Below are 13,858 nucleotides of genomic sequence, written 5' to 3'. Positions count from 1 at the left end.
CCCGGGCCCGGCCCGGGGCGGCGACCGGCCGGCTCAAACGTCGACGGCTCAGACGGTCGACGGCCCGGGCCGTCGCACCGACCAGAGCACGGTGCCGTCGATCAGGACGTTGCAGCCGAGGAACAGCAGCAGGTAGGCGGGGGAGCCGACCTCGCCGGGGAGCTTGGGGGCGACCCGCCCGGCCGGGTCCATCCGGACGGTGACCACGTCGCCGCGCTTGAACAGCGCGTCGCGCTCCTCCAGCGGGCCGCCCGGGACCTCGTCGTTCAGCTCCGTGGCGGCCAGGGTGTACGCCCGCCCGGTGCCGTGGAGCGAGTCGGTGACCTTCTCGTCGACCACCACGGCCCGCACCGTCCGGCCCGAACCCAGGATCAGGTCGGTCCAGGCGGCGGAACCCGCGAGGTACGCGACGAAGGCGACCGCGCAGATGCCCGCGCTCCAGCCGAACATCCTCTTCTGGAACGCGGGGTTGGTGTCGGCGTCGCGGCGCAGGGCGAACGCGATCAGCATCACCAGGGGGTAGCCGAACCCGACCACGGTGGCGAGGAACGAGTTGACGTAGACGTCCAGCGCGATGACGGCGACCAGCATGGCGGTGGAGAGCGCGATGAGCGCCACCGCGCCCCCGAGCCGGCGCGGGCCGCTTCGAGTCTCCCGGGCGGGCGGAGCGACTGTCATCCGAAGGCCTTCCGGACGTTGTCCCACTGGTCGGGCGGCACGGTGTCGCGGCTCTCGTCCCGGGGCGGGTGGAAGGAGATGCCCCGGTACGCGGCGGCGACCAGCGGCAGCCACTCGTCCCAGTGGTCGACGTCCTCGGTGGTGAAGACGGCGGCGACCACGTACGGGCTCCACGGGTGCGGGATCAGCAGTTCGAGCTGGCGGACCGTGCCGACGGCCGACTCCGGTACGCCGAAGACCGCGCCGGGCACCGGGACGGTCAGCTCGCGGGCGGCCAGGGCGGCGCGGCCGAGCGGCAGGTCCACCACGCCGACGTCGGCGTCCGGCCAGGCCTCGGCCAGCTCCGCGGCGACCCGCGCGGGGTAGCTGCCCGGCGCGCCGAGGTCCTGCGGGCGGAGGAAGACGGAGAGCACGCCGTGGATCGGACCGCCGTCCCCGGCCCGGACCAGACAGCCGGACACGTGGACGGCGCCCTCCCGCAGCTGGGCCTGGAGCGCGGTCTCGGAGGCGATCACGGCGGCGAGCTTCTGCTCGGCCCCGGCATCGGGGAAGAGCGCGTCCAACTGCTCCGCGGCCCGGGCCATCCGGTCGCCGGGGTCCTCGTCCAGGTCGACGGCGGTGAAGCCCGCGGGCAGGTCGAGCCAGAGCGGCGGGGCGGCGGCCCCCGGGGTCTCAACGGCCATAGCCGGCCGCCCATCCGCCCATGCCGAGCAGGTTGCCGACGGTGGACACGCTGCCGATGATGACGTTGGCCTTGCCGCCGCCGGCCGCCATGCCCGCCGAGCCGATGACGCTGTTGCCGCCGGTGGTGTAGTTGACCGCGCTGGCGAGGTTGTCGCTCGGGTTGTCCTGGGTGAGCGCGTACGCGGTCGGGGCGTTGAGCCCGGCGGTGGTGGCGGCCTGGACGCCGTCGGAGACGTTCATCGCGGTGGCCTTGGAGACGCCGAGCTTGATGGCCGGCTTCTCGATCGCCGTGGTGAAGAGCGGGTTGGCCGGGTCGATCCCCCGGGCGGCGGTCCGGACCTCGGTGGACCCGGCGGAGACCGCGCCGCGCACGCCCGCACCGGCGGCGCGGGCCTCCCGGACGGCGGTCACGCCCTTGGCCGCGACGCCCACGCCGGGGATCGCGCCGAGGACGTCGCCGCCCAGGGTCAGCCAGTTGCCGATGTTCTTCTGCGGCGGCCACAGCTGGCCCTTGGCGGCGTACTGGGTCGCGTGCGCGCCCGCGGCGGCGGCGCTCAGCAGGAGCGCCGGCAGCGCGAAGGCGGGGAAGAAGATCGCCGCGACGCCGCAGACGCCGGCCGCGACGGTCAGCAGGTCCGCGCCGTGGTTCTTGAACCAGTCGCCGACCTTGCTGAGCCAGCCGGGCTCCGGCGGGGCCTTGCTGTCGGCGGCCTTGCGGACGGCCTCGGCCGTCTTCTTCGCGTCCGACTGGTGGGTCCCGGCGAGCTCGTGGGCCTGCTTCTGGAGGCCGGCCAGCTCGTTGGAGGCACTGGTGAGCAGGCCGGCGGCCGAGTCGAGGTGGCTCTTCGCCGTGTTGTAGCGCTGTTCGGCGGCGGCGAGGCTCGCGTCGTCGGAGTAGTGGCGGCCGGCCAGTTGGAGGTCGGGGGCGGCGGCCGCGGCGCTGTGCGCCCGGTCCGCTTCGTCCTTCTTCTTCTTGGCGGCGACCGCGGAGGCGGCCAACTCGGCCGCCTTGGGCTGGTGTTCGGTCAGCGCCTTGTACCAGACGTCGAGCGCCGTGTAGGCCGCGGTGATCGAGTCGGCGGCGTCCTGGAGGTAGCCGGGGAGCTTGTCGAACTGCTTGGCGAACTGCTTGGCCGCCTCGCCCGTCCACTCGCCCTGGTTGGCGGAGATCTGGGAGAGCGTGGTGTGCACGCCGGTCAGGTGCTGGCCCACCCGGCGCAGGCCGGCGCTGAGCGCGGTGACGGCGGCGGAGTCGCCGGGGGTGGGGTTGAAGCCGAGGCCGGACCAGTCGGGCGCCGGCGGCGTCGGGGCGCTCACGACTGCCCCGCCGGGGTGAGGACCTTGACGATGCTCTGCTCGGTGCCGTCGTAGTTCTTCTGCACCTGCTCCAGGCCCTCGTCCAGGACCTTGACGCACTCGCGGACCTTCTTCAGGCCGAACTGCCACTTGTCCTTGAAGTGCCCGCAGGCCTCGTCCAGGAAGTCGAAGCCGGTGCCGGTGTGGCCGGCCGCTTCGAAGGCCTTGAGCCCCTGTTCGAGTTCGTCGCCGCAGCCTTTGAGGTCCTGGGCCAGCTTGGCGAGGAATTCTGTACTGACTTTGAAGTCGGACACTTTCGCCCCCCGATGCGTCGTTTGTCGGACCGGGCGAGCATAGCCCCGACCAGTGCGCCGATGATCGCCCGCGCCGGGGTCCGGGGGAGGATGTTTGCGGGACCTTTACGGGCCGTCGACGCCTTCTTGACGTCGGCGGCCCGGCCCGGAGGGACGTGCGAGGGTCGGTCTCAGCGGCGCCAGAAGCCGCGCTTCTTCGGGGTGACGAGCTGCACCACGGCCGTGACGAACAGTTCGGCGACGGGCGAGGGCCCCGGGCCGTGGTTGAGGTGGCTCTCGGCGGTCCACTCGCCGAGGACGGTGCCGGGGCTGCCGTCGAAGGGGCTGAACGCGTGCTCCAAGGTCACGTAGCGCACCGACCTGGCGCCCTGGGGCTGGACGGCGGCGACGAAGTGGGCCTCGGTGGCGCCGACCGCGGTGGGCAGGGTGACCAGCAGCATGTGGTGGCCGTCGACCGACAGGTGCCGGCAGTCGAGGCCGTGGTGGGGCAGGCGGTCCTCGGGCGGCAGGGCGGCGCCGAGGTCGTCCCAGATCTGGGTGACGACGGGCAGCAGGCTGCCGCCGTCCGGGGTCGGGGTGGCCACGCGCGGGCCGAACTCCAGTACCTGGCGGGCGAGTTCGCGGTGGACGAAGCGGTAGTGATGGGGTCGGGGGTCCGTCATGGGGGACACCGTAGCGAAGGCTTCGGGGCGGGAGGTCGGCACGTCCGACGTCCCGCCCCGACAGGGTGGTTGACCAGCGTATTCGGAAATTGACGGACCGTCAGAACGTCGTCAGGAGTGTCCGCCCTTGAGGTTGAGCACGACCACCCCGACGATCACCAGCGCTATGCCCAGCCACTGGAGCCGCCCGAGCGACTCGCCGAAGGCGACCACGCCGATCCCGGCGACCGCCGCGGTGCCGGCCCCGGACCAGACCGCGTAGGCGACCGAGACCGGTATGTGCTTGAGCGCGCGGCCGAGCAGCACGAAGGAGAGCGCGTAGCCGATGCCGACGCCGAGGCTCGGCCAGAGCCGGGTGAACCCCTCGGTGAGCTTGAGGCAGCTGGTGGCGCAGACCTCGCTGACGATGGCGAGGGCGAGCAGGAGATAGGGCATGTCAGGGTCGAACCGCGCCGGGACCGGCGAGCTTCCCGAGCAGGGCGAGGTCGGCCTGCTCCAGGCTGGCGAGCAGGGTGATCCGCTCGCCCCGGGGCATCGGCACCGCGGTGGACGGCACGGCGAGCACGGCGCAGCCGGCCGCGGTGGCGGAGGCGACCCCGGTCGGGGTGTCCTCGACGGCGAGGCAGGCCGCCGGGTCCAGGCCGAGCCGCTCGGCGGCGGCGAGGTACGGGTCGGGCGCGGGCTTGGTGCGCTCGGTGTCCTCGGCGGCCAGGGTGACGGCGAACCAGTCCCGGCCGATGGCGGACAGCACCAGGTCCACCACCCGGCGCGGGGAGGCGGAGACCAGCGCGGTGGGCACCCGGGCGTCGCGCAGCGAGGCCAGCAGGGCGAGCGCGCCGGGGCGCGGAACCGTCTCGGCGGCGACCTTGCCGGCGAAGGACTCGCCGAGCCGGGCGGCGAGTTCGGCCTCGCCGAGCGTGGTGCCGCTGACCCTGTGCAGGTGGGCGGCGGTGTGCTCGATGGCCTGGCCGAGCACCTCGGGGGCGTCCTGGTCGGTGAGCGGGCGGTTCAGTTCCTCGGCGAGTTCGGCGGCGGCCTGCCACCACAGCTGCTCGGTGTCCACCAGGGTGCCGTCCATGTCGAAGAGGACGGCGGCGGGCAGGACGACGGCGGGCAGCGCGGCGGCGGGCGGGGCGGAGTTCTCGGGCAGGACGGATTCGGGCAGGGCGGAGTCAGGCATGGCGGTACCTTCGGTGGTTCTTCGGTGCTCCGGTGGACGGAGCAGGGAGGTACGAGGTTCTCAGGCGGTGCGGCGGTCCACCAGCACCGGGCGCTCCGGCAGGGTGAGCGCGGCCCGGGCGCCGGCCGGCAGGGCGGCGGCGGCCTCGGTGGGCAGGTCGGCCTTGACCTCGGTGCCGTCGTCCAGGCGGACGGTGAGCCGGGTGACGGCGCCCAGGAAGGAGGCGGTGACCACCAGCGCGGGGCCGTCCTCGGCCGGGGTCAGGGTGACGTTCTCCGGGCGGACCAGCACCTGGAGCTCGCCGTCGGCCGGGATCGCGCCGTCCACCGCGTGCCGGCGGCCGAGCACCTCGACGCCGTCCGAGGTGCGGGTGCACGGGATGCGGCTCATGGTGCCGACGAACTCGGCGACGAAGGCGGTGGCCGGCCGGCTGTACAGCTCGGACGGGACGGCGCACTGCTCCAGCCTGCCGGCCCGCAGCACCGCGACCCGGTCGGCCATCGACAGCGCCTCCTCCTGGTCGTGGGTGACGAACAGGGTGGTGATGCCCAGCTCCTGCTGGAGGCGGCGGATCTCGTCGCGCAACTGGAGGCGGACCTTGGCGTCCAGCGCGGACAGCGGCTCGTCCAGCAGCAGGACGCGCGGCTGGAGGGCGAGCGCGCGGGCGAGCGCGATGCGCTGCTGCTGGCCGCCGGACATCTGGTGCGGGTAGTGGTCGGCGCGGTGCGGCAGGCCGACCAGCTCCAGCAGCTCCTGGGCCCGCTTGCGGCGCTCGGCCTTGCCGGTGCCGCGCATCCGCAGCCCGAAGGCGACGTTGTCCAGGGCGGTCAGGTGCGGGAAGAGGCTGTACGACTGGAACACCATGCCCGCGTCGCGCTTGTGCGCGGGGATCGCGGTGATGTCCCGGCCGTCGACCAGCACCTCGCCGGAGTCGTGCTGCTCGAAGCCGGCCAGGATGCGCAGCGCGGTGGTCTTGCCGCAGCCGGACGGGCCGAGCAGGGCGATCAGCTCGCCCGGGTGGACGGTCAGGTCCAGGCCGTCGAGGGCGGTGGTGGTGCCGAACGCGCGGCGCAGGGAGCGGAATTCGACGGTGGCGCTGCCGGGGGAGAGCGAGACGCCGTTGGCGATGGCGGTGGCCGTGGTCATGACTGGTGACTCCGGGGGGTTTCAGGAGGTGGCGGTCTTGGCGCGGCGCTCGCGCCCGGCGGTGGCCAGCAGGAGCAGCAGCAGCCAGGTGAGCAGCAGGCTCAGGATGGAGACCGCGACCGACATGTGGGCCTGGCTGTTGCCGACCGAGTAGATCCAGACCGGGAAGGGCTGGAAGCCGAGGATCGAGGCGGTGGTGAACTCGCCGAGGACCAGGGCCAGGGTGAGGAAGGAGGCGTTCAGCAGGGCCCCGCGCAGGTTGGGCAGGACCACGGTGAACACCGCGCGCGGCCAGCTCGCGCCGCAGTTGCGGGCGGCCTCGACCAGGGTGCGCACGTCCATCGAGCGCAGGCCGGCGTCCAGGGCGCGGTAGGCGAGCGGCAGGGCCATCAGCACGTAGGCGATGACCAGCACCAGCGGGAAGTCCGGGTCCTGGACGAACACGAAGGTCTGGAAGAACGGGGTGTCCATCAGGTAGTCCGGGCCCCAGCGCAGCACGCCGATGAGGCCGGCGGTCAGGGCGACCGGCGGGACGACCAGCGGCAGGGTGCAGAGCACGTCGATGACCGGGCGCAGCTTCGGCGAGCCGAGCCGGACGGCGATCAGCGCCGGGACGAGCAGGAGCAGCAGCACCACGACGGTGACCACGGCGAGGCCGAGGGTCAGCCAGAGGCTGTCCAGGAAGCCGGGGGCGGAGAGCAGTCCGGTGTAGGCGGAGAAGGAGATGCCCTTGGGCTCGTCGATCGAGAACCAGAAGGAGGCCGCGAGCGGCACGACGAAGTAGACGCCGGCGAGCAGCAGCACGGCACCGCGCCACCAGCGCACGTCGCGTCGGCCGGGGCGGGCGGGGGTGGTCAGCTGAGCCATCGGGCGCTCCGGCGCTGGAGGGGGAGGTACACGGCCATCACCAGGACGGCCACGACGATCATGTTGAGGCTGAGGGCGAGGGCGAGGTTGCCCTGGCCGACCAGCACGTTGCCGGAGAGCGCGTCCGCGATCGAGCGGCTGACCAGCGGGACGGTCGCGCCGACCATGGCGGCGGCCGTCGCGTAGGCGGCGAAGGCGCTGCCGAAGAGCAGCACGAAGCCGCCGAGCAGGGAGGGCAGCAGGATCGGCAGGGCGACGTGGAGCCAGTACTGGACGGTGGTGGCCCGGTTGTTCTGGGCCGCCTCGCGCCACTGGGTCCGCAGGCCGTCCAGGGCCGGGGTGATGGTGAGCACCATCAGCGGGACGAGGAAGTACAGGTAGACGACCGTCAGGCCGGTGAAGGAGTACAGCGACCAGCCGTGGTCGGTGAGGTGCAGCAGCCTGGTGATCTCACCGGCGTTGCCGAGGGTGGCGACGAACGCGAAGGCGAGCGGCAGGCCGCCGAAGTTGGCGAGCACGCCGGAGGCGGTGAGCACCGCCTGGCGCAGCCAGCCGCGCCGGGAGGTGACGACGGCCTGGGCGAGCGGTACGCCGAGCACGGTGGCGAGCAGCGCGGTCAGCGCGGAGAGCTTGAGGCTGCTCAGCATGGCCGTCCGGTAGCCGCCCTGGACGGAGGCCGTCAGGTTGTCGAAGGTGAACTGCCCGGCGCCGCTCTCCGCGTCGCTGGAGGTGGTGAACGCGCCGATCACGATGGCGACGCAGGGAAGTCCGAAGCCGATCAGGAAGAACAGCAGCAGCGGCACGGTGGCCAGCCAGGACGCGCCGCGGAGGCGGGCGAGGGGCCGGCGCCGCGGGGCGGGGGCGGTGCTCGTGGGGGAGGTGGTCGTGGCGGTGGCGGACGCCCCCGCGCCGCCACCGGGGGAGGTGGCGGCGGGGGTGGTCGGCACCGGGGTGGGAGCCGTGGTCATGAGTGCCTTTTCTCAGCCCGAAGTGCGGTACGTGGCCGGGGTGTCAGCCCGCGACGGCCTTGGTCCAGTTCTCGGTGACGACCTTCTTGGCCGCGTTGATCTGGTCGACGGTCGGGAAGGTGGTGAACGGCTTCTCGACGGCCGGCAGCTTGGCGGCGGCGGTGGCGTCCAGGGTGCCGTCCTTCTTCAGGGCCTCGAAGGTGGACGGGGTGGCGTAGCCGCCGAGGAAGAGGTTCTGGCCCTCGGTGCTGAACAGGTACTCCTGCCACAGGCGGGCGGCCGCCGGGTGCGGGGCCCACTTGTTGACGGCCTGGTTGTAGAACTGGGCGTAGGAGCCGTCGGTCGGGATGGAGACCTTCCAGTCGACGCCCTTGTCCTTGAACTCGTCGGTGTAACCGGCGTTCAGGTAGGACCAGTCGATCGAGATCGGGGTCTCGCCCTTCTCGATGGTGGCCGGGGTCGACTCGACCGGGTTGAAGTTGCCGGACTGCTTCAGCTTGCCGAAGAAGTCGATGCCGGGCTGGACGTTGTCCAGCGAACCGCCGTTGGCGAGCGCGGCCGCGTAGACGCCGCCGAAGGCGGAGCCGGACTTGGTCGGGTTGCCGTTGAGGGCGACCTGGCCCTTGTACTCGGGCTTGAGCAGGTCGGCGAAGGTCTTCGGGCAGTTGGCGATCTTCTTGGCGTCGCAGCCGATGGAGACGTAGCCGCCGTAGTCGTTGACGGCGGCGCCGTTCGCGTCCTTCATGGTGTCCGGCACCTTGTCGAAGGTGGCGACCTTGTAGGGGGCGAGGATGCCGTCCTTGACCGCCTGGAGGGCGAAGGCGCTGCCCAGGTCGACCACGTCGGGGGCGCGGTCCTGGCCCTTGCGGGAGTTGACCGCGTTGATCTCGTCCTGGCTGGAGCCGTCCGGGTTCTCCTCCTCGACCTCGATGCCGTACTTGGCCTTGAAGCCGTCGATGATCTTGCCGTAGTTCGCCCAGTCCCGGGGCAGCGTGATGACGTGCAGCTTGCCCTCCTTCTTGGCCGCGGCGATCAGGCCGTCCATGCCGCCGAAGTCGGCGGCCGAGGTGGCCGTCTTGGCGTCCTTGGCGCCGTCCTTGGCGGCATCGCCGGACTTGGCGCTCGAACCGGCGGAGCCGCAGGCGGTGAGGGAGAGCGCGGCGGCGGTCAGTACGGCCGCGAAGGCGGCGGCGCGGGCGCGGTGCACGGTCACGGGGAAGTCTCCTGTTAAGGGGGCGTACTGCGAGGGGCGTTCGCGGGGGGTTCCGCGGGCCTGCGTCTCGCGAAGGGCGGCGGACCGGCCGGGTGAGCGATCGATCGACGTCGTCCGAGTTGACTAGCCAACTTCGCTGACAGCAGTAAGTACGCCGGAGGCCGGTGACGGGAAGGTGAACGGACGGCCCAGAACCGGGGTCGGGTGCGGGAACGGTGGAATCCGGCCATCGGAGCGTGAACCGTTCGGTGCGATGCTTCGAAGGCGCAGCGGGATAAGGTCGGGCTGTCCGCGCCGGTACGGCTGCGCAGGACACCGCCCCAGGAGGGACATTGACTGACGTGGCAACTGAGCCCCAGCGCCCCGGGGCCGAGGGGCGCCCGGCCGCCGGGGACCACTCGGCCGCCGCGGAGCCCGCGGCCGAGCGCCCCGGCGCGCTGTACCGGAAGGTGGCCGCCGACCTGCGCGAGGCGATCACCACCGGCGCCTACGGCGAGGCCGGCCGGCTGCCCGCCGAGGGCGCGCTGGCCGAGCAGTACGGCGTCTCCCGCGGCACCGTCCGCCAGGCCCTCGCGGTGCTGCGCTCCGACGGACTGGTCACCTCCCGGCGCGGCACCCGCCGGGTGGTCCTCGGCGGCGCCCGGGTGCAGAGCTTCTCCGAACTCCTCAGCTTCACGCACTGGGCGTACTCGATGGGCGAGGAGCCCGGCGGCATCCTGGACTCGCTGGTGCGCCGCCCGGCCGACGCCGCCGAGCGCGAGCAACTGCGCCTGGAACCGGGCGCCGAGGTGTACGTCATCGTCCGGCTGCGGACGCTGTCCGGCACGCCGGTGATGGTCGAGCGCACCGTGTACCCGCCGCGGGTCGGCGAGATCGTCGCCGAGCTGCCGCCGGACGTGGTCTCGCACACCGAAGTGCTGCGCGAGCACGGCATCCTGTTCACCGACGCCGACCACACCATCGACGTCGTCCCGGCCAACGCCGAGGACGCCCGGCTGCTCGGCTGCCGCCGGGGCGGTCCGCTGCTGCGCGAGCGGCGGCGCACGACCGACCCGACGGGCACGCCGGTGGAGTGGTCCCAGGACCGCTACCTGCCCGGGACGGTGGCGTTCAGCGTGCACAACTCCCTGGCCACCTCGGCGCTTTCGCGGCACGCGCGGGAGCTGGACTGAGCCCCTTGCGCGGGCCGCACGGGCGTCCTGACGGCGTGAGCGCCCGCGCGGCGTGAGCAGTGAGCGTCCTCAGTGCGTGAGCGTCCTCACCGCATGAGGGCGGCGAGCAGCGGGCGGTAGTGCTCGAAGCCGGGCGTCGGGGCGCCCGCCACCTTCGCCCGCTCGTCCCAGCGCCGCACCGCCACCGCGTCCCGCGCGCCCGGGAGTTCGGCGAAGGCGGCGGCCCGGCGCTCGTCCATCGGGCCGCCCTGGACGCCCAGCGTGTACTCGGAGGCCGCGGAGAGCCGCTCCCGGTATCCGGGCTCGACCGCGCACAGGTAGCGCTTGGCGGCCACGTGCAGCCGGACCGGCTCGGTGACCTCCGGGCCGAACCAGCGGGCCAGCCAGTCGGCCCCGGAGTCGCTGTGGCGATTGTCCTGACCCTTCATCAGATCCTGTCCGTGTGCGGACCCCTGGCCGTGCTCGTCGAAGAAGTGGCCGACGTCGTGCAGCAGCGCGGCGGCGACCAGGTGTGCCGGCGCCCCGGCGGCCTCGGCGGCGGCGGCGGCCTGGAGCATGTGCTCGGCCATGGTGACCTCCTCGCCCAGGTACTCCCCGGCGCCCTCGCCCGCGAACAGGGCGGCGATCGCGTCCAGCGCGGCGGCGCGGCGGCGCAGCACCGCGAGGGTGCTGTTCAGGGAGTCGAGGTCGGCGTAGCAGCCCTGGAGGTGGCGGTGGCCGTCCTGCCGGAAGGCCGTCCGGGCGTGCATCAGGCGGGTGTTGTCGAAGATCAGGCAGTCGCCGGGGCCGAGGCGGAAGGTGAGCCGGAGTCCGGGGCGCAGGGTGATCGCGGCGAAGCGGCGGTAGGCGGCGTAGAAGGCGTTCAGGCCGTCCGGGGCGCCGGCCCGGACGGTGCCGATCGAGCGGTTGTTGAACCTGACCTCGCGGATCCGGCCCAGCGGGTCCACGTCGATCAGCGGGCGGTCGGCGCGCAGTTCGGTGCCCCGGTCGCGGAAGGCGAACGGGACGGGCGTACGGGTGAGGACCTCGAACGCGGCCGGCGCCTCCTCCCGGAGGAGCGCCGCGGCCTTGAACCCGTCCACCAGTCCGGAGTCGCCGCCGGTCGCCGAGTTCTCCAGGCAGTGCAGCAGCTGGAGGGTCGGCACCGGGTCCCGGTACGGGTTGTCGGTGTGCGGGGCGATGGCGACGCTGGTGAAGGCGAGGTTGTTCGGGTCCGGCTCGACCCGGACGTCGAACAGCTCCCCGTAGTTGGTGACCCGTACGTGGCCGAAGCTCTCCGCCACCCGCAGCACCTGCCGCTCGACGGCCGGCACCCCGCGCAGCACGGCGAAGCCGTCGTCCCGTACGGCGGCCAGCACCGCGGCCCGCTCGGCCGGGTCGGCCAGGTAGGCCTCCCACCGCGCCTGCGGGAGGCCGGACGCGAAGTCCGCCGCCGTCCAGAGCCGCTTGCCCCGCTCGGTGCGCCCGTCGCCCTCGTCGGCCCGGTCGAGCCACTCCAGCGGGTAGCGCGAGCGGTGGCCGTCCGACCAGCGCACCTCCAGGTGTCCGTCGGCCTCCGTGCTCCTGGCGACCGCCAGGTCCTCGGGCAGGTCGTCGATCTGGAACAGCTTCTGTCCGTTGCGGGGGTCCCGGCACTCGGCGCACGGGCAGTTGTCACGCAGCCAGTACGGCGGCAGTTCGGTCATCGGTCTTCTCCTCGGCGGCACTACGGCTGTCGTAAGGGTTGAAGTTGTATAGCCAACTTTGGGCACTGTCAGGGAGCCTGCCTGCCGCCGGTGAGTTCCACGTGCCGGGCGGGTGAACGCTTCGGAAACTGTGCCGGCGGGTGGTTCCCGCGGGCTGTTCGGGTGAGGGGCACGGGGTGCGGGGCGTTTCGGGGAGGGGAGACGCCCGGGGTGGGGCACTGTCGGAGGAATTCCTCCTGCTTCGAGAGGCGATCGGCCATGGCCCATTCCTCCTCCAATCCGCCCGGCTCGGGGCACACCGGGCTGCGGCGCGAGGTCGGCGTCATCGGACTGCTCTGGGCCTCGGTCGGGGCGATCATCGGCTCCGGCTGGCTCTTCGGGGCGCAGAAGGCGGCGGTGGCGGCCGGGCCGGCGGCGCTGCTGTCCTGGGGCATCGGCGCGGTGGCGATCATCCTGCTGGCGCTGGTCCACGCCGAGCTGGGCGGGCTGTTCCCGGTGGCGGGCGGGACGGCGCGCTACCCGCACTACGCCTTCGGCGGGTTCGCCGGGATGTCCTTCGGCTGGTTCACCTGGTTGCAGGCCGCGACCATCGCGCCGATCGAGGTGCAGGCGATGATCAACTACGCCCAGCACTGGAGCTGGGCGGACGGCCTGCTGAACAAGAACCTGACGCTGACCGGCTGGGGATTCGTCGTCGCGGCCGCCCTGCTCGGAGTCTTCGTCGCGGTCAACTTCCTCGGCGTGCGGCTGCTCGCCCACACCAACAGCGCGGCCACCGTGTGGAAGGTCGCCGTCCCGGTGCTGACCATCTTCGCGCTCGGCATCACCGAGTTCCACGGCTCCAACTTCGACGTGCACGGCTTCGCGCCGGACGGCGCCAAGGGCGTGCTCACCGCGATCAGCAGCAGCGGGGTGATCTTCGCGCTGCTCGGCTTCGAACAGGCCATCCAGTGGGCGGGGGAGAGCCGAAACCCGCGCCGGGACATCCCCCGCGCGGTGCTCGGCTCGGTGGTGGTCGGCACCATCGTCTACGTGATGCTCCAGGTGGTGTTCATCGGGGCACTGCCGCCGGAGACCTTCGCCCAGGGCTGGAGCACCCTCGACTACCCCGGGATCAGCGGACCGTTCGCCGGCCTGGCGACCCTGATCGGCCTGGGCTGGCTGGCCACCGTGCTGTTCATCGACGCGGTCATCTCGCCGGCCGGCACCGGACTGGTCTACATCACCTCCAGCTCCCGGGTCACCTACGGCCTGAGCCGCAACGGCTACGCGCCGCAGGTGCTGCAGTCCACCGACAAGCGCGCGGTGCCCTGGCTGGGCCTGCTCATCGCCTGGGTGGCCGGGGTGATCTGCTTCCTGCCCTTCCCGAGCTGGCAGCGGCTGGTCGGCTTCATCACCTCGGCGGTGGTGCTGATGTACGCGGGCGCCCCGCTGGCCTTCGGGGTGCTGCGCAAGCGGCTGCCGAAGATGGAGCGCTCGTACCACCTGCCCGGCGGCTCGGTGATCTCGCCGCTTGCCTTCGTGGTGGCGAGCCTGGTCATCTACTGGTCCGGCTGGGACACCCTGTGGCGCCTGGGCCTGGCGATCGTGATCGGCTACCTGCTGCTCGGCGGGTACTCCTGGTACGCGCGCTCCAAGGGGCTGCCGAACGCGCCCCGGATGGACTTCCGGGCCGGGCAGTGGCTGCCGGTCTACCTGCTCGGCATGGGCCTGACCTCCTGGCAGGGCACCTTCGGCGCGGGCGCGAAGGGGAACCTGCCGCTGTGGTGGGACATCGTGGTCGTGGTGGCGTTCTCGCTGGTCGTCTACTACTGGGCGCTGGCGATCGCGCTGCCGACGGAGGAGATCGAGCGGAACATTCGCGGCGTCGAGGTGGTGGACGTCAACGGGCACTGAGCCCGGGCACGGCCGAGGCCCCCCCCCCACCGGACGGCGGGGGCCGCGCCCCGGGGGCCCGCGCCCCCCCGCCCCCCGCCGGAGCCGACCACGGCGC

Annotated in this window: 14 protein-coding genes; 2 read left to right on the top strand and 12 right to left on the bottom strand. The window is 72.8% G+C overall.

Features of this window, described 5'->3' with window-relative positions; all coding sequences use genetic code 11:
* Positions 1–48: 48 nt before the first annotated feature.
* The 11 genes from ACFWJ4_RS27715 to ACFWJ4_RS27665 form a co-directional block, all read right to left on the bottom strand.
* On the bottom strand, positions 49–678 hold the full coding sequence (locus tag ACFWJ4_RS27715; RefSeq protein ID WP_380548281.1) for a hypothetical protein: 630 nt from the start codon (positions 676–678) through the stop codon (positions 49–51).
* Entirely contained in the window at positions 675–1,361 is a 687-nt protein-coding gene (locus tag ACFWJ4_RS27710) for a hypothetical protein (RefSeq protein WP_380548278.1), read from the bottom strand. Before ACFWJ4_RS27710 ends, ACFWJ4_RS27715 begins: the two co-directional genes overlap by 4 nt.
* On the bottom strand, positions 1,351–2,679 hold the full coding sequence (locus tag ACFWJ4_RS27705) for a WXG100 family type VII secretion target (RefSeq protein WP_380548275.1): 1,329 nt from the start codon (positions 2,677–2,679) through the stop codon (positions 1,351–1,353). Before ACFWJ4_RS27705 ends, ACFWJ4_RS27710 begins: the two co-directional genes overlap by 11 nt.
* Complete coding sequence (locus tag ACFWJ4_RS27700; protein WP_359905419.1) at positions 2,676–2,972, bottom strand: hypothetical protein; 297 nt, start codon at positions 2,970–2,972, stop codon at positions 2,676–2,678. The genes ACFWJ4_RS27705 and ACFWJ4_RS27700 overlap by 4 nt, the downstream gene beginning before the upstream one ends.
* Before the next feature lie 170 nt (positions 2,973–3,142).
* On the bottom strand, positions 3,143–3,634 hold the full coding sequence (locus ACFWJ4_RS27695) for a hypothetical protein (RefSeq protein WP_359905421.1): 492 nt from the start codon (positions 3,632–3,634) through the stop codon (positions 3,143–3,145).
* A gap of 111 nt (positions 3,635–3,745) precedes the next feature.
* Positions 3,746–4,069, bottom strand: a complete 324-nt coding sequence (locus ACFWJ4_RS27690) for a multidrug efflux SMR transporter (protein ID WP_359905424.1) — start codon at positions 4,067–4,069, stop codon at positions 3,746–3,748.
* Between the two features lies 1 nt (position 4,070).
* The gene (locus tag ACFWJ4_RS27685) at positions 4,071–4,814 is read right to left on the bottom strand and encodes an HAD family hydrolase (RefSeq protein WP_380548272.1); all 744 of its coding nucleotides are present in this window, start codon (positions 4,812–4,814) and stop codon (positions 4,071–4,073) included.
* Positions 4,815–4,874: 60 nt separating this feature from the next.
* Positions 4,875–5,960, bottom strand: a complete 1,086-nt coding sequence (locus ACFWJ4_RS27680) for an ABC transporter ATP-binding protein (protein WP_359905430.1) — start codon at positions 5,958–5,960, stop codon at positions 4,875–4,877.
* A 21-nt stretch (positions 5,961–5,981) separates the two neighbouring features.
* On the bottom strand, positions 5,982–6,827 hold the full coding sequence (locus ACFWJ4_RS27675) for an ABC transporter permease subunit (protein WP_359905433.1): 846 nt from the start codon (positions 6,825–6,827) through the stop codon (positions 5,982–5,984).
* Positions 6,815–7,795 (bottom strand): ABC transporter permease, encoded by a 981-nt coding sequence (locus ACFWJ4_RS27670; RefSeq protein WP_380548269.1) that lies wholly within the window; start codon positions 7,793–7,795, stop codon positions 6,815–6,817. The genes ACFWJ4_RS27675 and ACFWJ4_RS27670 overlap by 13 nt, the downstream gene beginning before the upstream one ends.
* Before the next feature lie 43 nt (positions 7,796–7,838).
* The gene (locus ACFWJ4_RS27665; RefSeq protein WP_359905438.1) at positions 7,839–9,008 is read right to left on the bottom strand and encodes an ABC transporter substrate-binding protein; all 1,170 of its coding nucleotides are present in this window, start codon (positions 9,006–9,008) and stop codon (positions 7,839–7,841) included.
* Between the two features lie 341 nt (positions 9,009–9,349).
* Here ACFWJ4_RS27665 and ACFWJ4_RS27660 point away from each other — a divergent pair, with 341 nt between their 5' ends.
* A complete protein-coding gene (locus ACFWJ4_RS27660; protein WP_359905441.1) occupies positions 9,350–10,180 on the top strand; it encodes a GntR family transcriptional regulator in 831 nt (276 codons plus the stop codon).
* 86 nt (positions 10,181–10,266) lie between these two features.
* Here the strand turns inward: ACFWJ4_RS27660 and ACFWJ4_RS27655 are convergent, their stop codons facing one another.
* Positions 10,267–11,865, bottom strand: coding sequence for a TauD/TfdA family dioxygenase (locus ACFWJ4_RS27655; RefSeq protein ID WP_380548266.1), 1,599 nt, complete (start codon positions 11,863–11,865; stop codon positions 10,267–10,269).
* A 258-nt stretch (positions 11,866–12,123) separates the two neighbouring features.
* Between ACFWJ4_RS27655 and ACFWJ4_RS27650 the strand changes: the two genes are divergently transcribed.
* Complete coding sequence (locus ACFWJ4_RS27650) at positions 12,124–13,761, top strand: APC family permease (RefSeq protein ID WP_380548263.1); 1,638 nt, start codon at positions 12,124–12,126, stop codon at positions 13,759–13,761.
* Positions 13,762–13,858: the final 97 nt, after the last annotated feature.

The sequence above is a fragment of the Kitasatospora sp. NPDC127067 genome (assembly GCF_042724755.1).
GTDB classification, from domain to species: domain Bacteria; phylum Actinomycetota; class Actinomycetes; order Streptomycetales; family Streptomycetaceae; genus Kitasatospora; species Kitasatospora lactacystinica.
Note: the sequence above shows the minus strand (reverse complement) of the source record. Positions and strands in the feature narration are given on the sequence as shown.

What these genes read in the sequence shown, in the direction of transcription:
- ACFWJ4_RS27715 (WP_380548281.1), bottom strand. Translation starts at nt 678, where the DNA reads ATGACAGTCGCTCCGCCCGCCCGGGAGACTCGAAGCGGCCCGCGCCGG.
- ACFWJ4_RS27710 (WP_380548278.1), bottom strand. Translation starts at nt 1,361, where the DNA reads ATGGCCGTTGAGACCCCGGGGGCCGCCGCCCCGCCGCTCTGGCTCGAC.
- ACFWJ4_RS27695 (WP_359905421.1), bottom strand. Translation starts at nt 3,634, where the DNA reads ATGACGGACCCCCGACCCCATCACTACCGCTTCGTCCACCGCGAACTC.
- ACFWJ4_RS27690 (WP_359905424.1), bottom strand. Translation starts at nt 4,069, where the DNA reads ATGCCCTATCTCCTGCTCGCCCTCGCCATCGTCAGCGAGGTCTGCGCC.
- ACFWJ4_RS27685 (WP_380548272.1), bottom strand. Translation starts at nt 4,814, where the DNA reads ATGCCTGACTCCGCCCTGCCCGAATCCGTCCTGCCCGAGAACTCCGCC.
- ACFWJ4_RS27680 (WP_359905430.1), bottom strand. Translation starts at nt 5,960, where the DNA reads ATGACCACGGCCACCGCCATCGCCAACGGCGTCTCGCTCTCCCCCGGC.
- ACFWJ4_RS27675 (WP_359905433.1), bottom strand. Translation starts at nt 6,827, where the DNA reads ATGGCTCAGCTGACCACCCCCGCCCGCCCCGGCCGACGCGACGTGCGC.
- ACFWJ4_RS27670 (WP_380548269.1), bottom strand. Translation starts at nt 7,795, where the DNA reads ATGACCACGGCTCCCACCCCGGTGCCGACCACCCCCGCCGCCACCTCC.
- ACFWJ4_RS27655 (WP_380548266.1), bottom strand. Translation starts at nt 11,865, where the DNA reads ATGACCGAACTGCCGCCGTACTGGCTGCGTGACAACTGCCCGTGCGCC.
- ACFWJ4_RS27650 (WP_380548263.1), top strand. Translation starts at nt 12,124, where the DNA reads ATGGCCCATTCCTCCTCCAATCCGCCCGGCTCGGGGCACACCGGGCTG.